The organism is Paenibacillus odorifer, assembly GCF_000758725.1.
Classification (GTDB): domain Bacteria; phylum Bacillota; class Bacilli; order Paenibacillales; family Paenibacillaceae; genus Paenibacillus_AQ; species Paenibacillus_AQ odorifer.
Genome location: NZ_CP009428.1, coordinates 1,706,177 through 1,729,360, shown reverse-complemented (window position 1 = coordinate 1,729,360; position 23,184 = coordinate 1,706,177). Strand labels below are relative to the sequence as shown.

24 protein-coding genes and 1 riboswitch are annotated in these 23,184 nt (G+C 45.3%); of the genes, 10 read left to right on the top strand and 14 right to left on the bottom strand.

What is annotated here, in order from left to right; translation table 11 throughout:
* Window position 1: 1 nt before the first annotated feature.
* The 3 genes from spoVAD to PODO_RS30975 form a co-directional block, all read right to left on the bottom strand.
* The gene (gene spoVAD / locus PODO_RS07360) at window positions 2-1,033 is read right to left on the bottom strand and encodes a stage V sporulation protein AD (RefSeq protein WP_038569463.1); all 1,032 of its coding nucleotides are present in this window, start codon (window positions 1,031-1,033) and stop codon (window positions 2-4) included.
* Window positions 1,030-1,533 carry a stage V sporulation protein AC gene (gene spoVAC, locus PODO_RS07355; protein WP_036675716.1) on the bottom strand — a complete coding sequence of 168 codons (504 nt, stop codon included), beginning with the start codon at window positions 1,531-1,533 and terminating at the stop codon, window positions 1,030-1,032. The genes spoVAD and spoVAC overlap by 4 nt, the downstream gene beginning before the upstream one ends.
* A gap of 139 nt (window positions 1,534-1,672) precedes the next feature.
* Complete coding sequence (locus PODO_RS30975) at window positions 1,673-1,849, bottom strand: hypothetical protein (protein WP_155288103.1); 177 nt, start codon at window positions 1,847-1,849, stop codon at window positions 1,673-1,675.
* Between the two features lie 247 nt (window positions 1,850-2,096).
* On the opposite strand from PODO_RS30975, the gene PODO_RS07350 reads away from it, so the two are divergent.
* Window positions 2,097-3,170, top strand: a complete 1,074-nt coding sequence (locus tag PODO_RS07350; RefSeq protein WP_038569461.1) for a M42 family metallopeptidase — start codon at window positions 2,097-2,099, stop codon at window positions 3,168-3,170.
* A 544-nt stretch (window positions 3,171-3,714) separates the two neighbouring features.
* Here the strand turns inward: PODO_RS07350 and PODO_RS07345 are convergent.
* The 3 genes from PODO_RS07345 to PODO_RS07335 form a co-directional block, all read right to left on the bottom strand.
* Window positions 3,715-4,614: an aldo/keto reductase gene (locus tag PODO_RS07345; RefSeq protein ID WP_038569459.1), complete on the bottom strand. Its 900-nt coding sequence runs from the start codon at window positions 4,612-4,614 to the stop codon at window positions 3,715-3,717.
* A 135-nt stretch (window positions 4,615-4,749) separates the two neighbouring features.
* On the bottom strand, window positions 4,750-5,064 hold the full coding sequence (locus PODO_RS07340; RefSeq protein WP_036675721.1) for a DMT family transporter: 315 nt from the start codon (window positions 5,062-5,064) through the stop codon (window positions 4,750-4,752).
* The gene (locus tag PODO_RS07335) at window positions 5,065-5,427 is read right to left on the bottom strand and encodes a DMT family transporter (protein ID WP_036675723.1); all 363 of its coding nucleotides are present in this window, start codon (window positions 5,425-5,427) and stop codon (window positions 5,065-5,067) included.
* A gap of 84 nt (window positions 5,428-5,511) precedes the next feature.
* Window positions 5,512-5,619: riboswitch (guanidine-I (ykkC/yxkD leader) on the bottom strand.
* A 148-nt stretch (window positions 5,620-5,767) separates the two neighbouring features.
* Between PODO_RS07335 and PODO_RS07330 the strand changes: the two genes are divergently transcribed.
* Entirely contained in the window at window positions 5,768-6,706 is a 939-nt protein-coding gene (locus PODO_RS07330) for an MBL fold metallo-hydrolase (RefSeq protein ID WP_038569457.1), read from the top strand.
* 28 nt (window positions 6,707-6,734) lie between these two features.
* Entirely contained in the window at window positions 6,735-7,055 is a 321-nt protein-coding gene (locus PODO_RS07325) for a hypothetical protein (RefSeq protein ID WP_038569455.1), read from the top strand.
* A 50-nt stretch (window positions 7,056-7,105) separates the two neighbouring features.
* Here PODO_RS07325 and PODO_RS07320 read toward each other — a convergent pair whose 3' ends face one another.
* Together PODO_RS07320 and PODO_RS07315 are read right to left on the bottom strand one after the other, a co-directional pair.
* Window positions 7,106-7,522 carry an HIT family protein gene (locus PODO_RS07320; protein WP_038569451.1) on the bottom strand — a complete coding sequence of 139 codons (417 nt, stop codon included), beginning with the start codon at window positions 7,520-7,522 and terminating at the stop codon, window positions 7,106-7,108.
* A 46-nt stretch (window positions 7,523-7,568) separates the two neighbouring features.
* Window positions 7,569-10,439 carry a glycoside hydrolase family 3 protein gene (locus tag PODO_RS07315; protein WP_244886439.1) on the bottom strand — a complete coding sequence of 957 codons (2,871 nt, stop codon included), beginning with the start codon at window positions 10,437-10,439 and terminating at the stop codon, window positions 7,569-7,571.
* Window positions 10,440-10,627: 188 nt separating this feature from the next.
* Between PODO_RS07315 and PODO_RS30455 the strand changes: the two genes are divergently transcribed.
* Window positions 10,628-11,212, top strand: a complete 585-nt coding sequence (locus PODO_RS30455; RefSeq protein ID WP_080742678.1) for a DUF1720 domain-containing protein — start codon at window positions 10,628-10,630, stop codon at window positions 11,210-11,212.
* Here PODO_RS30455 and PODO_RS07305 read toward each other — a convergent pair.
* From PODO_RS07305 to PODO_RS07295, 3 genes are all read right to left on the bottom strand, one after another.
* The gene (locus PODO_RS07305; protein WP_038569433.1) at window positions 11,200-11,877 is read right to left on the bottom strand and encodes a winged helix-turn-helix domain-containing protein; all 678 of its coding nucleotides are present in this window, start codon (window positions 11,875-11,877) and stop codon (window positions 11,200-11,202) included. The two genes, PODO_RS30455 and PODO_RS07305, sit on opposite strands and share 13 nt — an antisense overlap.
* A 1,289-nt stretch (window positions 11,878-13,166) precedes the next feature.
* Window positions 13,167-13,580, bottom strand: coding sequence for a rhodanese-like domain-containing protein (locus PODO_RS07300; protein ID WP_169744748.1), 414 nt, complete (start codon window positions 13,578-13,580; stop codon window positions 13,167-13,169).
* Window positions 13,581-13,590: 10 nt separating this feature from the next.
* Window positions 13,591-13,911: a rhodanese-like domain-containing protein gene (locus tag PODO_RS07295; RefSeq protein ID WP_038569431.1), complete on the bottom strand. Its 321-nt coding sequence runs from the start codon at window positions 13,909-13,911 to the stop codon at window positions 13,591-13,593.
* Between the two features lie 101 nt (window positions 13,912-14,012).
* Here PODO_RS07295 and PODO_RS07290 point away from each other — a divergent pair, with 101 nt between their 5' ends.
* The 6 genes from PODO_RS07290 to PODO_RS07265 all read left to right on the top strand — a co-directional run bounded on the left by PODO_RS07290 (window position 14,013) and on the right by PODO_RS07265 (window position 20,540).
* Entirely contained in the window at window positions 14,013-14,297 is a 285-nt protein-coding gene (locus tag PODO_RS07290; protein WP_036675735.1) for an ArsR/SmtB family transcription factor, read from the top strand.
* A 6-nt stretch (window positions 14,298-14,303) separates the two neighbouring features.
* On the top strand, window positions 14,304-16,931 hold the full coding sequence (locus tag PODO_RS07285) for a DsrE/DsrF/DrsH-like family protein (RefSeq protein WP_038569429.1): 2,628 nt from the start codon (window positions 14,304-14,306) through the stop codon (window positions 16,929-16,931).
* A gap of 209 nt (window positions 16,932-17,140) precedes the next feature.
* Window positions 17,141-17,833 carry a response regulator transcription factor gene (locus PODO_RS07280; protein WP_038569427.1) on the top strand — a complete coding sequence of 231 codons (693 nt, stop codon included), beginning with the start codon at window positions 17,141-17,143 and terminating at the stop codon, window positions 17,831-17,833.
* A gap of 82 nt (window positions 17,834-17,915) precedes the next feature.
* On the top strand, window positions 17,916-18,839 hold the full coding sequence (locus tag PODO_RS07275; RefSeq protein WP_036675740.1) for an ABC transporter ATP-binding protein: 924 nt from the start codon (window positions 17,916-17,918) through the stop codon (window positions 18,837-18,839).
* Window positions 18,832-19,593 (top strand): ABC transporter permease, encoded by a 762-nt coding sequence (locus tag PODO_RS07270; RefSeq protein ID WP_038569425.1) that lies wholly within the window; start codon window positions 18,832-18,834, stop codon window positions 19,591-19,593. The genes PODO_RS07275 and PODO_RS07270 overlap by 8 nt, the downstream gene beginning before the upstream one ends.
* A gap of 20 nt (window positions 19,594-19,613) precedes the next feature.
* Complete coding sequence (locus PODO_RS07265) at window positions 19,614-20,540, top strand: sensor histidine kinase (RefSeq protein ID WP_244886437.1); 927 nt, start codon at window positions 19,614-19,616, stop codon at window positions 20,538-20,540.
* Between the two features lie 6 nt (window positions 20,541-20,546).
* On the opposite strand, the gene PODO_RS07260 is transcribed toward PODO_RS07265, so the two are convergent.
* From PODO_RS07260 to PODO_RS07250, 3 genes are read right to left on the bottom strand one after another with little or no spacing between them, the layout of a single operon-like run.
* Window positions 20,547-21,347 carry a histidinol-phosphatase HisJ family protein gene (locus PODO_RS07260; RefSeq protein ID WP_036675745.1) on the bottom strand — a complete coding sequence of 267 codons (801 nt, stop codon included), beginning with the start codon at window positions 21,345-21,347 and terminating at the stop codon, window positions 20,547-20,549.
* 38 nt (window positions 21,348-21,385) lie between these two features.
* The gene (locus tag PODO_RS07255; protein ID WP_036675746.1) at window positions 21,386-22,240 is read right to left on the bottom strand and encodes a carbohydrate ABC transporter permease; all 855 of its coding nucleotides are present in this window, start codon (window positions 22,238-22,240) and stop codon (window positions 21,386-21,388) included.
* 14 nt (window positions 22,241-22,254) lie between these two features.
* The gene (locus tag PODO_RS07250; protein ID WP_036675748.1) at window positions 22,255-23,157 is read right to left on the bottom strand and encodes a carbohydrate ABC transporter permease; all 903 of its coding nucleotides are present in this window, start codon (window positions 23,155-23,157) and stop codon (window positions 22,255-22,257) included.
* Window positions 23,158-23,184: the final 27 nt, after the last annotated feature.

The window sequence follows — 23,184 nt, the reverse complement described above, 5'->3', positions numbered from 1 at the left end:
ATTAAACTTCACCTCCACTTTCTATAGCAACAGCATGAGCCACACACGGAATGCTCTCTCCCTGCTGGTATGACAATGGGGATAATAAGGCTCCAGTTGCCACAATCAGCACCCGTTTAAGCTCACCTTTTTTAATACGCTTGAGTATATGACCATAAGTCACTACCGCGGAACATCCGCAACCACTTCCTCCGGCGATCACATACTTCTGTTTCTCCAAATCGTAGATAAGCAAACCGCAATCATCAAAGGTTGTTTGCTCCATTGGAATCCCTTCTTTAGCTAATAAGGTTTTCGCAATGGGCAAGCCTACAGATGCAAGATCGCCTGTTACAATTAAGTCATAATGCCCGGGGGATAGTCCGGTATCCCGAAAATGCGCAGTGATCGTATCCGCCGCCGCCGGTGCCATCGCTGTTCCCATATTAAAAGGATCTGTCAAACCGAGATCCATTATTCGTCCAAGGGTAGCCGAGACCACTACCGGATTGTTGCCAGTCCCATCATTCTGACCTACTACAGCACAGCCCGAGCCTGTGACCGTATATTGCGCTGTTGGCGGCTTCTGTGAACCGTATTCGGTAGGATAACGGAATTGCTTTTCCACCGTACAGTTATGGCTAGATGTTCCCGCGAGCACGTATTTGCTCCCTCCGGAATCAACGATCATAGAGGCAATCGCCAGGCTCTCCATGGAAGTGGAGCAAGCACCAAAGACTCCAAGATAAGGCACACCTAATTTTCTTGCCGCGAAGGAGCTGCTGATAATCTGGTTCATCAAATCTCCGCCAACAAAAAACTCCAGCTTCTCCTTATCGAGGTTTGCATTAATCAGTGCCAGTAGGGAAGCTTTTTCGAAAAGAGCCCGCTCGGCCTTTTCCCATGTTTTTTCTCCCATTTCCAGGGAGTCAAATATAAAATCAAAATCTGACGTTAATGGACCCTCTCCCTCTTCAGGCCCCACTACAGCGGAAGAGCCTAAAATAACGGGACGGCTCGTGAACTCCCAAGTCTGACTGCCAAGCTGTTTCATGTATGTGCACCTCCACCTACGCCTAAAAAGAGATAGACGATACCAATTATGAAAGCAGCGACAGCACCAAATACGATGACTGAACCCGCCAGCTTGAACATATTGCCACCCACACCGAGCACAAGTCCTTCCGCACGGTGTTCCAGAGCTGCTGAACACATACTGTTCGCAAAACCAGTAACCGGAACCGCAGTTCCTGCACCGGCCCATTGGGCCATTTTGTCATAAACGCCAAAGCTGGTCAGAATTACAGAGAGTAGAATCATCGTCGCTACAGTTGGACTTGCGGCTTCTTTGGAGGTCATATCGAATATGGCCATATAAGCCTCCTGAATCCCTTGTCCAATTACACAGATTAGGCCGCCAGCAAGAAATGCTCGCACACAGTTTTTGAATACGGGCCTAGCGGGTACAAAGGGCTTGGACAATTTCTCGTAATCTTGCGGGGTCAGGGTATCAAGCTTCAGCTTGACACCCGATTTTTTCGTTTTCGCCGGCATTGAGAGCACCTCCTGAAAGTTAGGCGAAGGGGGCTGACAAGCATCATAGTAGTACTCACTTTGAGCCCCTCAAGTTGTTTCTTCGCTTAGAAGTTTTCCTTATTGTTTGCCATACCCCGCTTCGTTATGTCCCTCCAATTCAGGAAAAATACAGTAACACAACTATCAGCAGCAGGAACAGCACAAGAATAAGCACCGCTTCCTTTTCCAGAGAGTTGTGGCGCCAGTAACGTCTGCGCGCTCCGCTAACCTTTAGGTTTCTTTTGGAGTATCCTCCCTGCACCCTTCTTTTGGGTACACTACCTGCTACCCTCATTTCCTTCGCATCCTTTCTAAAGCTCCTGCCACCAGAGCCCCTATTGCATTGTATTCGCGGAGCGTTCACCGGGTGTTCATTTGTCTCTTTAGCATGGACAAGTGAGCTCACAATGTTCATACTAAGTGGCAGGAAGAAATAACGTTGTCGTCCATTTTGGATGGCAACCGTTTCTCGTAGAACTATAAGGATGATGTATAACGCAAAGCTTATACGTCCTTATATTTTAATAAAGGAGTGATTTCAAATGAATCAAGAAACATTGGATCTATTCAAAACACTTACCGAATTCCCTGCAGCCCCGGGCTTTGAGCGCGAACTCCGCGCTTACGTCAAGGATGCTATGACACCTTATACCGAAGAGTTCGTGCAGGATCGTCTCGGAAGTCTGTTCGGCGTATTGCGCGGTGAGGAAAACGGGCCAAAAATTATGGTCGCTGGACATTTTGACGAAGTGGGCTTTATGGTCACCGGAATTACTAACACCGGGATGATTCGTTTTCAACCGCTAGGCGGCTGGCTTGCTTCTGCTGTTGCTTCCCAGCGTCTCCAAATCATTACACCAAAAGGCACATTGACTGGTGTTGTTGGCAGCACCCCTATCCATCTACTAAGCGCTGAAGAACGCGGCAAGACGGGCGAAATCAGCAAAATGTATATTGATATCGGTGCAGACAGCCGTGAAGAGGCAGAAAGCTTTGGCGTCAGACCAGGTCAACAAGTACTGCCAATCTGTCCGTTCACCCCGCTTGCCAACCCTAAAAAAATCATGGCTAAAGCGTGGGATAACCGTTACGGCGTAGGTCTCGCCATTGAGCTGGTTAAATCATTACACGGCAAAAAGCTGCCTAATACTGTTTATGCTGGAGCTACCGTACAAGAGGAAGTTGGACTTCGTGGAGCACGTACAGCCGCTAATCTTCTGTCCCCAGACATCTTCTTTGGCTTGGATGCGAGCGCTGCTGCTGATATGACCGGTGATAGCCAAGCCTTTGGCCATTTGGGTAAAGGCGCTCTCCTGCGCATTTTTGATCCAACGATGGTTACACATCGCGGCCTGATCGAATATGTACAAGACACAGCGGATACTCACAAGATCAAATACCAGTATTTTGTCTCCCAAGGTGGAACAGATGCAGGTCAGGTTCATGTAAGTGGAATCGGCGTTCCTTCCGCAGTCATCGGAATATGCTCCCGCTACATTCATACCGCTTCATCAGTTATTCATAGCGATGACTACGAAGCTGCTAAAGAGCTGTTAGTTAAACTCGTAGAAGGCCTCGACCGCACTACACTGCAAACGATTATCGAGAACAGCTAGGTTCTTATTTTTAAAAGAGCAGCAATCCTTTTTGAAGGATTGCTGCTCTTTTTTGGGGTCGTGGCTTACGGACCTGTGTCACTTGCGCCCCAGTGGTGTTTACAAACCCCGATATTACTTCTAAAAAACAATTGTGCTTATGCTTATGAACCCCATTGCCCGCTGATCCCGCTATAGGTACTACGACGGACCCATGATGCTTACGAACCCACGTTGTTTATTGTTTACGCTCCCAAGTTGCTTGCTTACGGCGACACGTTGTTTATTGTTTATGTCCCCCAAGTTGCTTGCTAACGCACCCATGTTGTTTACTATTTACGCCCCCAATGTTGCTTCCGGACCCAGATGACGCTATTCCATAGAAATGGGCTCATAATTGGTGTCATTCATGCTAATAGCGACTATGGTGTCCGATACTCCTCCAAAAGTGGCATATTTCTGCGTTTAAGATCATCTGTGTCCTATAGATACTCCCCTATCCCCCGTCCCATATAAAAAAAGCCCGCCTCACGGCGAGCTCCTTGACCATTCTCAGACAGCTATATCAACTCATATCCAGTGGCACTTTCCACGAAGGTATCGGGAAAGCCTCATCCAGCTTCCATCTTTCTTCTTCACTCAGCGTAATTAAACCTGCAGCAGCATTCTCAATTACATGCTCACGTGAAGAAGCTTTCGGAATCGTAATAATGTCCTCCTCGCGGATCGTCCAAGCTAACATTATTTGCAGTGGTGTTGCGTTATGAACACGGGCAATTTCCTGAACCGCCTCACTCTCAATAACCCCTTTGCGGAGCGCGCCTGCTTGTGCAAGCGGAGAGTACGCCATTACGGGCATGCGGTGACTTTTCTGCCATGGCAGCAATTCAGCTTCAATGCCTCTCGACCCTAAATGATACAGCACCTGATTCATAGCACAGTGAGTTCCCCCAGCTATACTAAGCAGCTCTTTCATATCGTCAACATCAAGGTTCGATACACCCCATCTTGCTATTTTACCTTGAGAGACCAGTTTCTCCATGCCTTCCACAGTCACTTCAAGCGGAATATCTCCCCGCCAGTGCAGTAAATAGAGATCCAGATGATCCGTATTCAGTCGTTGCAAGCTTTCTTCACAGCTGCGAATAAGATTCTCGTTGCCGGCATTATGTGGGTATACTTTGGACACCAGGAAAACGTCATCCCGAATTCCTTTAATAGCGTCACCTACTAAAAGCTCTGAGTTTCCTTCCCCATACATCTCAGCCGTATCTATCAAATCCATGCCTAGTTCCACGCCTAATCTAAGAGCAGCAATTTCTTCCTCTCTACGGGAAACATCATCACCCATATTCCAAGTTCCCTGTCCTATTCTAGGCAGAGAGGTACCATCTGGAAGAAGTATGCGGTTAGCTCGGTTCACTTTCACAATTTCAGCCAAATGCTCGATTGAATCCTTAGTCATTGTAAAAATCTCCTTACCGATAAATTGTATACTTACTTTATACGACCTTTATGACCCTTTCGAAACATCTGAATCGTGTCTAATTTATAACTTATCTTTCCTTTAGGAGAGAAAAAGCAACAAATTGATTGCTAACTACGCTATCAACTTCAGCCCCACTGCGGCTCCCAGTATCATAAAAATACAGATAACCCGCCGCCAATCTTTGGCCTCTCCATATAAAAGCATCCCCAAAATCGCCCCACCAGATGCACCGATCCCCGTCCATACCGCATAAGCTGTACCCATAGGCAAACTTTTCATTGCAAATGATAGAAAAAGAAAACTTCCACCAAAACCAAGGAAGAGCAGCAAAAACGACTGCAGATTCCGGTGTTTATTCAACCTGTTGATCATAGCCACTCCGAACATTTCAAACAATCCAGCAACAACCAAAAATGCCCATGCCATTTAAGACTCCCCCTTTATTTCAGTTTCTTTGATATCTTTGGTTTCGTTAGTTACCATTTTCAGACCTATTACTCCTGCCAGCAAAATAACCACCAGTACCAGCTTCATTAGCTTGAAGGGTTCACCGAATAAAACCATGTCCGCAATGACTGTACCTGCTGTCCCCAGCCCAACAAATACAGAATATACGGTACCCACCGGTAATTTACTGCTTGCTGAAATAATGACATAGAAACTTATTATTATGGCTACAACTGTGATCAGCCACTCCCACACGCTTGAAGCATGCTTTAAACCTATGACCCACATGACTTCGAAAATCGCAGCGCCAACTACCTTCAGCCACTCTGAATTCTTTTTCATTTCAAGCCCTCCTTCAATTCACCATATCTTATGATTGCCCACGGACAAACAAATAAGCCCGGAAGGTCATCGCCAAATGGCGATACCTCCCGGGCTTTTATCCCTCCGTGTAGACACAAACTTAATGTTCGTGCGTTTTCCCTCGGACCAGACCAGCTGTGCACTCGCTGCGGAACCCTAGAAAACAAATAAATGATTAAGTTACATCGTATGGTAGCAAATCGGGCGTATAAAAGCAACCTTTTCTATTCCGAGAGTAATTAAATCATAGTATAAACTTCCATAAAATTATAAAATAGATATAAATTTCATTCGATTATCTAGGAAAAGAGGTTAATTTATGTTTCATTCCAGACATTTTAACTGCGTCCCTCTAGTGGAAGGCATTTATTGCCTTGAAGCGAAGGAGCAAGGCGGAGCCATGAGCAATGCCGGTTTGATAGATATGGGTGATTACACATTAATCTTTGATACATTCAACACTCCACAAGCTGGCAAAGATCTTAGGGATGCCGCTCTGTATTATTTTAATAAACCTATCAAATACGTCATCAACAGCCATTGGCATGGAGACCACGTTAGAGGGAACCAATTCTTCTCGGAAGAAGTAATCATATCCTCCAGTAGAACTAGAGAGCTCATGATAAAAACTCAACCCGACTGGCTAGCCCGAATGAAGAAACTGCTTCCTAATCTTGATGAGGATCTTAATAAGCTTAATACCTCTCTCGAGCTCGAACTGAACGCTTCCAAACAACGAGAGCTCCTTTCGCAAATAGGTTATTTACAAGAAATCAAAGAGTCTATACTAACGCTTGAAGTAACGCTTCCCCAACTAACTTATGACCGCAAAATGACCATACATGGCTCGGCTAGATCCGTTGAGCTCTTATCGGTGGGTGCTGCCCATACGGAATGCGATTCTATTCTATTTTCTCCTTCCGATTCTTTAGCTTTTGTTGGAGATATTGTCGCTGTTGATAATCATCCATTATTAGTAGACGGTAATCCCTTATCCCGGTTGGAGGCACTTACTTATGTCGAGCGCTTAGATGTGAACATAATTGTTCCCGGTCACGGGCCCGTTACTCAAAAACATTATCTACAGCAAATAAAACGATATATAAATGATATAATCCATATTAGCGAATCATTAATACACGAAGACATGAATGTGAATGTGAACCATATAGAAATTCCTGAGCCTTATCTGGGCTGGAATTATGGGAGTATTTTTTACAGAAATCTTGAGTTTTTGACGAAAGCAGCTAATAACTAATTTTTGGAGTTGAAGGGAGAGGTTCGTTATGGTTTTTGGGATACTATTTGTAGGTGTCGCTGTATTTATTATTATACAAGCCGTTATACGGAATGGCTCGAGCTCGAACAGAAGTACCTTTGATAGAAATAGGCAAAATGATGCCGCCAACATGTCTTTTATGGCTGCCAGTCATCCGGATCTGCTGGATCCAAACCACTCTAACCACCATCATCATCACCCTGGAGATCACTCGCATCACCACTCTGGACCTGACAGCGGGGGGCATAGCTGGGGTGGAGACGGCGGACATAGTGGCGGTGGAGACTTCGGTGGTGGTGGAGATGCTGGCGGGGGCGGTTGTGATTAGATGAAAAGAAACGAAAAGGACATCCCTGATCTTTCAGGAATGTCCTTTTTTTAATACTCATTTATGATACTGAGAATTTCAGCTTGAGTTTGGCTTAATAACTTTTCGGCACCGTGCGGATGGATTGGTTCGCTCCAAGCGAAGCCATCTCCTTCGTATCTAGGAATAAGATGCATATGATAGTGAGTCAGGTCGTTAAACTTCCCACCATTTTGGCAAATGCTGATGCCATCAGGTGCAAACAAAACCTTCAGGACAACTGATAGCTTCTTTGAAGCGTCCATAATCGCATACGATGTTTCTGAATCGATATCTTCGAGATCCCAATAATGCTTTTTAGGGAGAATTAAGAGATGTCCTTCGTTAAATGGAGCAATGTCGAGCACACAAGTTACAATTTCATTCTCGTATACTACGTTTACGTTAGGCTCAATCCCGTTAGCGATCCGACATCCTAAACAATCCATACAGGCACCTCTCCATCCAAAGAAATTAAGAGCGCTCTAGCTTATCTTATTGATTAAATTGAAAACGGCTAAGCAGTACCTCACCATTAAAGATGAGATAAACATCGGTAGTTCCAGATTCCACGGATACTTCACCAGTAAGTGTGTTCCACTGCTGCAACACGTCACCCGATGGTACAGTCACAGATCCAACCATTGTCCCTGCTGGGCTGCCCGTTCTAATCTCGAGGGTGCCACCTTTTGCAGAGGATACCAAGGCTTCAAAAGCTCCTGCCCCTTGCTCGAACAATACATCTTTAAAAGCGATCCAAGCGCCATCTTTTACTGGATGTATGGAAGCACCGCCTGCTTTGCACTCGTCCAGATATACGCCTTCGTAGTCATCGTAATTCTCTGCTTTGGTATTGATATACAGATTACGCGACGGAATAACGTCCCCTTGAACCGATAGTTGAGCGGATAATTGGATATCAGCAGATGAACGGCCGATCAGAACCATGTACTCTCCATTTTCCACGCAATATTGCTCACGGGTAACATCCCAGAATGCCAGATCGGCAACCGGCAACGTAAACTCTATGGTTTGCGATTGACCTGCGGTTAGGTTTACTTTTTCAAAACCCTTCAACTGTTTAATCGGACGTTTCACCCGGGAATTCAGAGCTTGCACATATAGCTGCACCACTTCGTCCCCATCAACAACGCCTGTATTCTCTACTTGAACGGAAATTTTAAACGTGTCATCCGCTTGCAGCTCCTTAGCACTTAGGCTTAGGTTGCTGTAGGAAACTTGGGCATAACTTAAGCCGTGTCCAAACGCATACAGTGGCTCTCCGTCAAAGTACATATATGTTCTTTTGCCTTTGATAATATCATAATCCATCAGCTCAGGCAGCTGTTCTACAGAACGGAACCAAGTCATGTTCAGCTTGCCGGAAGGACTGTAATCGCCGAAAAGAACTTCTGCCACCGCATTGCCCAGCTCTTGTCCACTGTGGGAGGTATACAATACAGCCGGGATGTTCTCGTCAATCCAAGTGGAAGTTATCGGGTAACTGCCGACAATGACTACAACTGTATTCGGGTTCGCTTCATAGACAGCTTTGACCAGTCGCTCTTGCTCCTCTGGAAGCACAATATCCGGTCTATCGATTTCTTCTTTTCCGTTAAGGAGTGGATGGTTGCCCACAAAAACCACAGCGATTTCCGCAGCCTTGGCAGCTTCTACTGCAGCCTCTATGCCGTTAGTTACGATGTTCTTTTTAAAAAGACGTGCTTCCGCATTAGCATCCTGATCTGCCACTTGCAGCGTTCCATTTTCCGGATTCACCGAGATCATTTTATCATTCCAGGTCCGCAAAGATACCGTATCTTCGCTTTCCGGAACGATGTTAATCGATTCTTTTACAAACCAGCCGTAAATTTCATCAGCAGATGCTGTGAGAGTCTCTGCTTCGCTTAAAGTTACATACTGACCGCGACTTGTCGCCTTCAGAGTATTGCTAGTCCAACCCCAGGCTGTATGTTGGAACAATTCTCCGTGCTCTGCTATGTCATGCTGTACAGCCAGTCTTCCGTCCTCACCTGTGATTCCAATGGCTTGGCCGTTTGCAGCTGAAGTAAGAATGATCTGATCTGCGCCACTCTCAAAAGTAATGTGTTTACCAGGCAGCTTTTTGCTAACACCCTGCAAAGGAGTCACTCCATAAGGTAATGTGCCAGAATACCAATCTCTAAAGGCTTCATCACCAAGCGGACCAATAATCGCCAATTTGCTCAGACTGCTTTTGTTCAATGGCAATGTGCCTTGTTCATTCTTCAACAATACTATAGATTGTTTCGCAGCTTCCAAAGAGAGTGCCGTATGTTTTTTGCTAAGAATAACGGAATCGTCGATTGCTGCGTACGGGTTACCTTCAACCGGATCGAACTCTCCCAAACGGAAACGAACTCTGAAAGTATTGGCAAGTGCACGATCCAAATCTTCCTCTGCTAAGAGGCCTTGGTCTAGCGCTTCGTGAAGAACCTTGATTGTCTCTGCGGTTTCTTCTGTTACGCTGTCAATTCCATTTTTGATAGATTCAGCCATCGATTGTGCAAAAGATTCATAATACTTGTGATCCTTCACGATCCCAAAAAGATCGCCGGCATCGCTTACGATAAAGCCATCCATTTCCCATTCGCCTTTGACCACATCCATTACTGCCGGATGAAGAATAACAGGCATGCCATTCACCGAGTTATAAGCGGTCATCATGGACTGTGCGCCACCCTCTTGAAAAGCAGGCTTAAACGCTTCCAGATAATACTCCCGCATATTTCTCGGATCGATGCTCGCGGAGCAGTTCCCGCGTTCAATCTCATTATTGTTGCCGAGGAAATGCTTCAGCGTTGCTACCGCTTTCAAATAGACCGGGTGATCACCTTGGATTCCCTGCACTAGTGATGTGCTGAGTCGGCCGGTCAACTCTGGATCTTCACCGTAAGCTTCCTCAGTTCTTCCCCAACGTGGATCACGTTCCATATCCACCGTTGGCGCCCATAACGTCAGACCGTTCACCGTTGGATTCTTTTTATAAAAGGCTCTAGCTTCATCTCCGATGGCCGAACCAATTTCCTTCAGCAGCTCTGGATTCCAAGTACAAGCCAGTCCGCTTGGCTGAGGAAAAGAAGTCGCTTTTCCAAGCCAAGAAATCCCGTGCGCCGCTTCCGTACCATGCTTGTAGGCCCCAACACCCAAACGCTCTATGGCAGCTTGATACTGAGGCATCAGGCTTACTTTTTCATCAAGTGTTAGTCTGGAGATCAGATCCTGCACTCGCTCATTTAAAGGTAAATCAATCTGTTGAAATGGATATTTAGCTATATCTGTTCCCATCAAAATCGCTCCTTCGTCTCTTGTTGATAGCGGTTTCATTCATTCCCGAGGACAATCCTTCAAAAAAACTCCTATACGTCCTATCCATCTAATCATAGAAGATTCCCCTCCTCCGCAACACCTTAACAATCTAAATAGAAATCAGGTCATAATTAGAGATTTAGGGGGATGATGTGAGTACGTAGGTTTGCTCGTTATTCGCTCCATCTCCACAATCTACGGGATTTATACCGTTTATTTGCTCACTTCTCGCTGTACGCCCACAATCTACGGGATTTATACCGTTTATTTGCTCACTTCTCGCTGTACGCCCACAATCTACGGGATTTATACCGTTCATTTGCCCACTTCCCGCTGTACGCCCACAATCTACGGGATTTATACCGTTTATTTGCCCACTTCTCGCTCCACGCCCACAATCTACGGGATTTATACCGTTTATTTGCCCAATTCCCGCTCCACGCCCACAATCTACGGGATTTATACCGTTCATTTGCCCAATTCCCGCTGTACGCCCACAATCTACGGGATTTATACCGTTTATTTGCTCACTTCTCGCTCCACGCCCACAATCTACGGGATTTATACCGTTTATTTGCCCAATTCCCGCTCCATCTCCGCAATCTACGGGATTTATACCGTTCATTTGCCCAATTCTCGCTCCATGCCTCCAATCTACGGGATTTATACCGTTCATTTGCCCAATTCCCGCTGTACGCCTCCAATCTACGGGATTTATACCGTTTATTTGCCCACTTCTCGCTCCATCTCCGCAATCTACGGGATTTATACCGTTCATTCACCACAGCTGAATATCGTTAAGTGAATGTACATATTCATAGCGACAAACCCTCCCACTCACCTGGGAAACTATCGGCTTAAACTTACCTTTCTCACAAAGCGACCTCATACATTTCCTAACTGTACGAAGATCAATGCCAAGCTCCCTCACCAAATCAACAGGCCGAATGTCCCCGTTCGAACGCACCGCAATTTGCAAAATATCACGCTCCAGTCGACTAAACGCCTCCTTCTCTTCTGTCCTCAAGGCAAGGTATGGCATCAGTAATGATCTCAACAAAAAAATAGTATTCTCAGGATTGGCTTCCAGATCATCAAATGGTATCGCCACTACCCGATAACCCGCGATTTGTAGATAAGTCTCTCGATTCAATTCCTGCCGATAACGCGTCCGATCTGTGTTTTGCACATGTGGGCCGTAACCTTTTACCTCAAAAGCAAACTTAACCTGCCCAGGCTTCCACGCAAAATCAACAAAATAAGGCCATCCCCGCCAATCCAACACTTCATATTCAGGATGGAGATCATCAAAATGACCCATCATCGGCCACCAAACCTTCTCCGCAAACATTCGCTCACCATGCCCATGTCCCCGCTCCAATCTCCCCCGTCTTTCTCCCGTTCTTCGACTAATATGATCTTCCACCCACTTACGATGTTCTTCCGTAAATCCCATAACGTTCCCCTCCTCCTTGGCATAAAAAAATCCCGCACCCAATTATGGATGCGGGACGTGCTTCGTCCTATTACTCAAAAGTATAGTATTCGCCTTCTTATGCTGTCAATGACACTCTACATTCAACGTTAGCATCGAGCTAAATATACTTGCCTATTAAAAAATCACATTGGTTAGAGTATGTTGCATTAAAGTAATTTCAGCTACAGTTAGATCACTACAGTGAGTTCAGCTAGAATTGGATCACTACAGTGAGTTCAGCTAAATTTAGCTACAGTTAGATCACTACAGTTCAGTTAGTATTAGCTCAGCAAGAGCAATCTCGGTTAAGTAAACTACTTTTGAGTTAGACGACTAGACTTAGCTCAATATAGTATGTTTTGTATAGTAGGTTCAGTTAAAGTAATCTCGGTTTGACTAAGTTCCCCTAGAATAATATTATTCGACCTACCTTTTTGAAATTGTCTAAAATCGTCTCCCATTCTCTACTATTCACTGGCTATCGACCTGTGATTTTTCTATTTAATTGTATTTCATGCAACTATTTAACCCTTATCCCCCTAAAAGTCCATTTAGTTGTACTTTCTACAACTAAAAAAGGAGATATAAGGTAGTTACGCGTAAATGATCAAATTTAGATGTACAAAGTGCAGTTAATTGTTACTTTTCCTAAAACTACTGAAGTTTAGCTGCACAAAATGCAATTAAAACTGAGTTCGAGTGAGGCTGGCTGGATTGCGTCTTAGTTACATCACTTAGCGCCCTAGCTACAACATCGACTTGGCTACATTGATTTAGCGATCTAGCCACAACATCGCGACTTAGCAACATTGACTTAGCGCCCTAGCTACAACATCGACTTGGCTACATTGACTTAGCGCCCTAGCTACAACATCGACTTGGCTACATTGATTTAGCGATCTAGCCACAACATCGCGACTTAGCAACATTGACTTAGCGGCCTAGCCACAACATCGCGACTTAGCAACATTAATGTAGCAACCTACCTACAACATTGCGACTTAGCAACATTAATATTGCGACCTACCACAACATCGCGACTTAGCATCATTAATATAGCGACCTAGCCACAACATCACAACTTAGCACCATTAATATAGCGGCTCAACTAGAGTGACATATTGCTCCTCTTCACTGCTCTCCCTCACCTAGCAAATGTGCATGCCGAGCGCCTCGCCCATAGGCATCATAAGAGATCATTCCATCGACACCCTGACTTCGACACCCTAGCTTCAATCCGAGACGGGAAATCAATGATCATAAATCCATTATCCTTCACAACAACCTTTCACAGAAATGTCGGAGAGCGTTCTTTTGTTCCCTAACAAATCACCGTTTACCGCATATAACTTACGAAATCCCTGCTTATAAAGAATTCGCGCAGCTTTATTTCTATTGTAGTAGCTTCCTGCAAGAATTAAGACCGAATCGCCTGGAGATAGACAGTGCTGCCAGACATAGGGTAACCGCCCAAGCGATATATTTATCGAACCACGGATACTGTCCTTCTGGTAATCAACGGCATCCCTGACATCGAGCATTTTCATAGCCAGTGATTGATCTGCTAATTCGCGAACCTCACGGACTTCTATATAAGAAAGTGAACGAACAGGCCATGCATAACGTAAAAACCTCAAAATACTAAAGACAATTAAGATACTCAGTAGGATCCGTACCATCATGCTCATGCCATTACTCCCGTACCAAAAAATCATCCGTCCAAGCCCCTAATCCACCCGTCATGTTCACAACGTTATACCCCTTTTCACTCAGCAGCTCACAAGCCAGTCCACTACGGCCACCACTTAAGCACATCACAATTATCTCGCCATGAGAATCCAATTCATCTATGCGCATCAATAGCTGTCCAAGCGGAATATGCTTAGCACCCATTACATGTCCCTCCACCCATTCGGCTGGTTCGCGTATATCCAACATGGTAGGAGTCTCGCCATTCTTCAAGCGTTCCGCAACTTGCTGTGGGGTAATTTCCTTTGAAATTTTAAAAGACATCGAGCATCTCTCCTTCACCTTTATAAAAATAACTTGATTTCCATATCACTATATCATAATATTACGATATAAGGATATTGTAAAGCGAGGTGTTCGTTACCATGGACAAAAATTTTAAAGCTTATAACCAAACCGCCGAAACCTTAAAGGCTATAGCTCATCCCGTGCGCTTGTGCATCATCAAAGGACTTCTGGAAAAGGGCAGCTGCAACGTGAGCTTCATGCAGGACTGTCTCGACCTTCCCCAATCTACGGTGTCCCAGCATTTACAGAAGCTTAGATCACTAGGCATCGTTGAAACCGAACGTAATGGGCTGGAAATTAACTATTCTGTTAAAGACGAAAAAATCAAACATCTGATTCAGTTATTTTTAGGGGAGGAATAAGTCATCATGAGTAAAAAAGTATTGATTGTTGGTGGAGTTGCAGGAGGCGCATCAGCAGCAGCACGACTTCGGAGATTAGATGAAGATGTGCATATTGTAATGTTTGAGCGTGATCCGTACATTTCTTTTGCCAATTGCGGACTTCCTTATTATATCGGGGGTTCCATTCAGGACCGCTCCAAGCTGCTAGTGCAGACACCGGAGGCGATGCATAAACGTTTTAACATCGATGTCCGGATTCAAAGTGAAGTAGTGTCTATCGACCCCGTGAACAAAAAAGTGCGAGTAGAAAGTATAGAAAAAGGCTCCTATGAAGAGAGTTATGATGCGCTTATTTTATCGCCAGGTGCTAAACCGATTCGTCCGAATTTGCTTGGTATCGAGAGTTCCAAAATACACATGTTGCGTAACATTCCCGACACTGACAAAGTCAAAGCTAAAGTCGCTGCGGAAAGCACACGTTCGGCCGTGGTGATCGGTGGTGGATTTATCGGTGTGGAAATGGCTGAGAATCTTAGAGAAGCTGGTCTGGAAGTTTCCTTAATTGAAGCAGGACCACAAATATTAGCTCCGTTCGATACTGAAATGTCTTCTATTTTGGCAAAAGAACTTGACGACCATGGCGTTAATCTTATTTTTTCCGATATGGTCCAAGGGTTTGCTGAGGTGGGAGAACAAATACAGGTGCAATTAGCAAGTGGCACTGTACTGCAAAGTGATATGGTTCTGCTGGCTATCGGCGTTTCTCCGGATACCTCTTTCCTGAAGGACAGTGGCTTAGAATTCGGTCCCCGTGGCCATATTGTAGTCAATGAGCGGATGGAGACAAATCTGGATCAAGTGTACGCTGTAGGTGACGCGGTTGAGGTGGTTGATTTCGTAAACGGAACAAAAACTGCCATTCCACTAGCTGGTCCTGCCAATAAGCAAGGGCGCATTGCTGCGGACAACGTCAGTGGTCTCGGCACAACTTACAAAGGATCACAAGGGACTTCTATTATTAAGGTTTTTGGAGTCACAGGTGCTTCTACTGGAAATAACGAAAAAACACTACAACGTTTGGGTCTGCCGTATCACGTGATTTATATACATCCAAGCTCACACGCAACCTATTATCCGGGGGCAACTCCGATATCTATGAAGCTGATTTTTGATCCAAAAGGTACGGTGCTAGGAGCACAAGCTGTGGGTTACAGCGGTGTAGATAAACGTATCGACGATATCGCTACAGTTATTCGTTTTAGAGGTACGGTCACTGATTTGACGGAGTTGGAGCTATCTTATGCCCCTCCTTATTCTTCCGCAAAAGATCCGGTGAACATGGCCGGCTTTGCCGCTGAAAATATTTTGCAAGGTTTGACTACGGTATTCGTCCCTAAGGATTTAGAGGGTCGTGACAAAAACAACACCATTTTAGTTGACGTACGTTCGGAAATCGAACATGCCAACGGTCATATTGAAGGGTCCATTAATATCCCTGTGGATGATCTGCGTGGTCGGCTAAACGAGCTTGACCCTAGTAAAGAAATTTGGGTGTATTGCCAAGTTGGACTCAGAGGCTACACCGCTTCCCGGATTTTGCAGCAAAAAGGTTACCGTGTGAAAAATCTGACTGGGGGGTATAAAACCTATCAGATGAGCCAATTTACGCCTAAAAAAAAAGATAACTTGACGCCAAACGTTGATACAGCCGTAGCCAGTAAAGAAATCGCAGCAACGGGAGCAATGACGGAGCCTGGGACTGGGACTGGGACTGGGACTGGGACTGGGACTGGGACAGAGACTGGGACTGGCACAGTTACACCAACCGTCAATGCTACAGCTTTCACAGCTAACTCCAGCACAATAGGTGCCCCTTCATCCAAAATAGAAACGGAACTAGCACCTGATTCCGTGCTTGATGCCTGCGGACTGTGCTGCCCAGGGCCGCTGATCCAAGTTAAAATGAGTATGGACCCGCTCTTGGACGGCCAAGTCCTGAAGGTAACTGCTTCCGATCCCGGATTTTATGAGGATATCAAGGCTTGGGCTCGTATGTCCAACCATACGCTTTTGCAGCTAACAAAGCTGCCTACTGGTATGATCGAAGCTTATCTGCGCAAAGGAGTTATCGAGGCTTCAGCATCAGCACCAACCGGAGCAGGCGAACAAGTAATTCAAACTAGCAACGCAAGCACAATGGTTGTTTTTAGCGGGGATTTGGATAAAGCGATCGCTTCCTTCATCATTGCCAACGGAGCAGCATCCAGCGGCAAAAAAGTCACGATGTTCTTTACCTTCTGGGGCCTCAATATTATCCGCAAGGATGAGAAGGTGCATGTGAACAAGAACTTCATCGGTAAAATGTTCGGTGCCATGATGCCACGCGGCAGCCGGAAGCTGACGCTTTCAAATATGAACATGATGGGCATGGGTTCGAAGATGATCCGCTCTCTAATGAAGAGCAAAAATATCTCTTCCTTGGAAGAATTGATTCAGATGGCTATCGACCAAGGTGTGGAAATCGTCGCCTGCCAAATGTCCATGGATCTTATGGGCATCACTCGTGAAGAACTGATTGACGGTGTCGGAATCGGCGGCGTTGGTTATTACCTCGGCCAAGCCGATCAGTCGGGTCATAATCTATTTATCTAAATACCTTAACATAGCAAAGAGACTCCTCTATTTAAATAGAAGAGTCTCTTTTTTATATAAAAATGAACTCACGAGAATCGGTGATATAGATTTGAATAACCAAAATGCAGAAATTGGCTGGATCTGGATACAGAATCTAAAACCTGCTATCCTATTTAATAGGCATTCATCCGAATAACGACCTATTTTAGGTGGAAAAAGGAGATTAAATGAATAACCCGATACATATTCTTGTTGCTGAGGACGACAGCGACATCAACCGATTGCTGTGCAACATTATTAAGAAAAGCGGCTACATTCCCCAACCCGCTTACTCGGGAACGGAGGCACTTCTCTATCTGGAGCAACGTCAATGGAGCATGCTGCTACTGGATCTGATGCTGCCTGGCATGTCGGGAGAGGAACTACTTGAGAGGATTGCCGGGCGGGACGATATGTCGGTAATTATCATTTCCGCCAAGGGTGAGCCCCAGACCAAGGTGTCTGCCCTACGGGCGGGGGCGGATGATTTCATTACAAAACCCTTCGATGTTGAAGAAGTCTCTGCACGGATCGATTCTCATCTACGTTTGTATTCGCGGATTGCGCAATCGGCTTTGCCTAACGTGCTCCAGCATCAGGGCCTTGTACTTCATCGAGATGCGATGTCGGTTACGGCAAATGGTGCGGAACTGACGCTCACAGCTCTAGAGTTTGAGATTCTCTCGTTACTTTTGTCGGCCCCAAAAAAGGTGTTTACGAAAGCGAATTTGTATGAAAGAGTCTGGCACGAGCCATATTTTGGGGACGACAATACGGTCAATGTCCACATGAGCAATTTGCGCAGCAAGCTAACCAAGGCCGCACCAGGAAGCGAATTTATCGAGACGGTATGGGGCATAGGTTATCGGCTCAAGCCTTAAGACATTCTTAAGATTTGGCTTTAGCTCTTCTTATGTTTTCAATTCTATACTTGGTCTATCACGAAAAGGAGGCCAAGACGAGATGTACGAGTATGTATTAAAAACAAATCAACTATCCAAAAAGTTCAAGGGCCATACGGCGCTGGACAAAGTCAATTTGTCAATCCGTAAAGGCTCTATTTATGGTTTTATTGGGCAAAACGGAGCTGGAAAATCAACATTAATCCGGATTGTGACCGGACTTGCTTTTCCGACTCAGGGGACGATCGAGCTGTTCGGAGCCAGTGAAGAGCAGGCCTTGATCCAGGCTCGTAAGCGAATCGGCTCGATTATCGAGAGCCCCGCTTTGTTCCCCCATATGACTGCAAGCGAAAATTTAGAAGCAAACCGGATTCTACGCGGTATTCCCGGCAAAGATTGCGTTCCTAGAATGCTAGAACAAGTTGGACTGCAGGGCGCCGGCAAGAAGAAAGCCAAAAATTTCTCACTTGGAATGAAGCAGCGGTTAGGTCTTGCCATCGCCTTGCTGGGAGATCCAGAATTTCTGATTCTGGACGAGCCGACCAATGGGTTGGATCCGATGGGTGTCGTCGAAATGCGCGAACTGCTCAAGCGACTAAACCGTGAGCTTGGCATTACGATAATGATCTCAAGTCATATTCTAAGTGAGCTGCATTTAATGGCAAGTCATTATGGCATTATTCATCGCGGTCAGTTGCTTGAACAACTCACTGCGGAGGAATTAAACGAGAAATGTCAGCAGTATTTGTTTATCAAAGTGGATGATCCGGGCAAGGCAACAGCCGTCATTCAGAACGAGCTGGGTACGGCCGATTTCGAAGTGATGCAGGATGGAACCATCAAGTTGTATAGCCGCATTGAGCAGCCAGGCAAAGTATCAACAGCGTTATTCTCTGCCGGCCTCGAGATCGAGAAGTTTATGCCTATGGGTGAAGACTTGGAAAGTTATTTTACGAAGCGAATTGGGGGGAATCCAAATGTATAATCTGATCAGAGTTGAGTTTTTCAAGCTCCGTAAGAATAGATCATTTTGGACTTTTCTATTGGCACTTTCCGTCCTCTCACTTGCTTACCCATTGCTATATTATTTTGATCATCGGTCCAATGGGGAACCTCAGATCACCGGTGCTGAATTTCTGACTACCTTTATTTCAAGCAATGCCTACATTATTAAATTCGGCGTAGCCATTCTGGCTGGATTCTTTATCTCTAACGAATATTCCACAGGGGTCATGAAGACGATCGCATCTTCGGGCAACACCAGAGGCCGGCTGTTCGCGGCAAAACTAATCGTATTCGCAGTTGGGGCCATGGCGATTTCGCTCGTCTTTCCTATTGTCAGCACAGTCGAAGTCACGCTGCTTTCGGGCTTCGGTCATCTGCCAGAAGGAAGCACTACACTTTTTATACCGCGAGCCCTCGGGCTAACCTTGTTGTACACAGCTGGTTACGCAGCCATCGGGGCGCTGTTCACCGTAATCCTAACCGACAGCGGCAAAACTATCGGCTTCTCAATGATTTTCTTCCTTATGATTGATACGGTTTTGGCTAGTATAGGTTCAAAGATCTCTTTCTTCAGTAATTTGTATGATTATTCCATCTTCAAACTGGTGAGCGATATCGGTAAGCCCAGTATCGACAGTGGAGATTGGCCAGCGCTTTTACTTGTACCGTTGTTGACAATAGCCGTTTCCGGGGTACTCGGTATTCTCGTATTCCACCGAAAAGAAATCAAATAACAAATAGGAGGTGCAGGAGAGTGTTGCTTATTCTGACAATCATATTGTTTGCGGCAGGAGCTCTCCTGCTTTTCCGTTTGTTGATGCTAAGGCGAGAGCTAGGGCGGATAACAGGGCAATTGCATACCTACAATGAGCGAGCAACCGGTAAAAAAATTGATGTGGCTCTATTCGACCAGAAGCTTGAGGCGCTTGCGGGACAAATCAATCGTCAATCTGATTTAATCGTCGAAGCGGATGCCCAGCGAAAACGTGTCGAACAAGAATTCCGTCAGGCTGTTGCGAATATTTCACATGATATCCGTACACCCCTCACCTCCATCTTCGGTTATATTCAACTGTTGGAGGATGAGTCTATTACCCCTGATGAAAAGCTTGAATATGTTGCCATCGTTAAAAATCGGACGAAACGGCTGCAGGCGCTGCTGAATGATTTTTTTGAGCTTTCCTTGATCGAATCGCTAGATTATCCTCTACATACCGAAAAGCTTGGGATGACGGCCCTGCTCTCGGAAATTCTGGTCGGATTTTACGATTCCTTCAACGAACGCAATATTACACCGGATATACGGCTACCTGAGGAAAATGTATCCGTATACGCCGATGAATCCGCTGTGCGGAGAGTTGTCGAGAATTTACTTGTCAATACGGTCAAACACGCGACCGGGTATGTGGAAATCCGTTTCGAACGACGGCAGGAAACAGCTGATTTAACGATAGTAAACGATGCGAAGGAACTAGCCGGAAGCGACGTTAACCTCTTATTTGACCGATTCTATACCGCAGACCGTACCCGATCTTCTCAAGCCTCCGGGCTGGGTCTCTCCATCGCCAAAAGTCTGATGAATAAAATGGGTGGCACGCTGACAGCCGAACTGGAGGATGAGCAGCTGATAATGACCTGCCGTTGGAAACTAGGTGATGCCGGCATTATCTTGGCTACTTAATTCATTTTATATTTGGTCTAGACTAACCATTGTTCTAACCCGTTTATGGAATGTAGCCCATTCCCGATAGCCAATGGCCTGCAGGTTTTTCCGGACTTCTTCGAACTGATCTCCCACCCGTTCGGGTTCATGTGCATCTGATCCAATCGTGACCTTCACACCATGAAACAGAGCTCTTTCTAGAAAAGCCGTATCTGGGACACAGTTATCGTCAGAAGTATTAATTTCGAGAACTACGTCACTTGCTGCAACGGTTTGCAGGGTGAAATCCAGCGCTTCTGTCCACAAGCCGGAATAACCGGGAAAATACCGCTTTAAAGCATCCACATGGCCTAGTATGTCGTATAAGCCACTTTTAGCCGATTGAGAGACATAGTCATAATACAGATTTTTGGTCGCAAGTTTCCCCGCCTGATCCAATCCGTCCCAGTATTCTCCATCGTAAATGCTGATTCCGCCGAAATTATGAATCGAACCAATCACATAATCAAAGGGATAACTGGCGATGACACTACGATATATATCCAGGGAATCAGGCAAAAAGTCCGCTTCAATCCCCAGCATTACATCAATCTGTCCCGCAAATTCTTTTTTTAAAGCTAGAACCTCATCCACGTATGCAGGAAATTCACTCTTCGCCATAGCTCCTCCGGGCCAGGGCAGGTCTTCCTCCAGCGCAAATGCAGGAGTATGATCTGAGATTCCAATAACCTGTAATCCCTTTTCAATGGCTGCAATTACATAATCTCTTACTGTTCCTGTTGCGTGCCCGCAACGATTATGATGTGTATGATAATCAAACTTCATAAGTTCCCTCCAGGTAATAAACTTTTTTATGATTCGCGTTAACCTTTCGATCCAGAAATAACAATTCCTTGAATAAATACTTTTTGAGCAAAAAAGAACAATAACAGCAACGGAAAGACGGTTACCACAGATGCTGCCATCAACAGATTCCATGGTGTTTGTCCATATGCGGCTGTGAAATTTGCTAATCCTAGTGAAAGAGGATATTGACTGCTTTCACTTAAATAAATAAGTGGACCAAATAAATCATTCCAACGGGACATGATTTCTAGAACAGCCGATGTAGCGAGCGCCGGTGCCGACAAGGGCAGGAGAATTCTCCAATACATGACCAGATGTCCTCCACCATCTATCTTAACTGCCTCATCCATTTCCCTAGAGATCCCAAGATAGAATTGGCGTAGCAAAAAGATAACAAATGCACTGCCTGTAAATGCCGGAACGATAAGCGGCAAATAAGAATTTGTCCAATGAATTTGATTAAATAACAAATATTGAGGAATCAAAGTCACTTGTGACGGGATCATCATTGTGCTGAGTACAAGCACAAACAGAAGCATATTTCCACGGGCACGAAGACGAGCGAACGCAAACGCAGCCATAGAGGAGGCAAGCACAGTCCCAAATACTGAGATACATGTGTAGCCTACCGAATTCAATAAATATCGCCCCATTGGAGCATCTATGAAAATTTGCTTATAATTACTCCATTGAATAGAGGATGGCAGCCATATCATCGGGACTTTATGAATGTCGCCCATGGTTTTTAGCGAGGTGACCAACATCCAGAATAACGGGAATGCGAACAGAATAACGCCGCCATAAAGGATTAGATATAACAGTATCTTCTGAATGGGCTTCAGCTTGCCGTGTAAAAAACTTCGCTGTCTCATGATGTGAATCCCTCCTATCTTTTAGAGTCATATTCATAGTGGACAAACCGCTTCGAACTCCACATGAATACAAGAGTCAGTGTAAAAAGGATGATAAATAGAATCCAGGCCTGAGCAGAGGCATAACCCATCCGAAATTGTTTAAAGGCTGTATCAAACAAGTAGTATACATAGAAATATGAACTCCAGTCCGGTCCGCCTTTCGTAATGACGTAGGATTCAGTAAATACTTGCAGGGAAGCGATCATTGCAATAATCGTATTGAACAAAACCACCGGCGAAATGAGCGGAAGTGTAATTTTGTAGAACTTTTTCCACACACCTGCTCCTTCAATTGACGCCGCTTCATATAGATCACTCGGAAGAGATTGCAAGGAAGCTAGGAATATCACCATGGTTGAACCTGACGCCGTTAACTGCATCAGAACCATAGATGGGACGACCGTCCCCGGGCTCGTGAACCAGCCTGGACCTTCCACACCAAACCAGTCATAGAGTAAGGAATTGACTACCCCGAAGGTCGGGTTAAGCAGCCAAGACCACAGGAAAGACACAGCCACCCCGGAAATAACACTTGGCGCATAATACAGCGTACGAAGTAATGACTGTCCTCGAACCTTCTGATTCAGCAGCAGGGCAATCACCAACGAAGATACAATGGTAAAGGGTACGGACAATAAGGAATAATAGATGGTGACAGATAACGATTTGTAGAACAGCCTATCCTGAAATAACAGCCTGAAATTATCAAACCCTATAAATTCAGGAGACGAAATTACATTGTATTCGGAGAAACTTAACATCAGCGACACGATGATCGGTCCGCCAGTAAACAATATGAAACCGATAAACCACGGCATAATAAACATCCAGAAGGCGCGTTCCTCCCGCTTACTCTCAGTTGCCATTCGCTTCATGAATCATCCTCCTTACGCGGCCGGCTA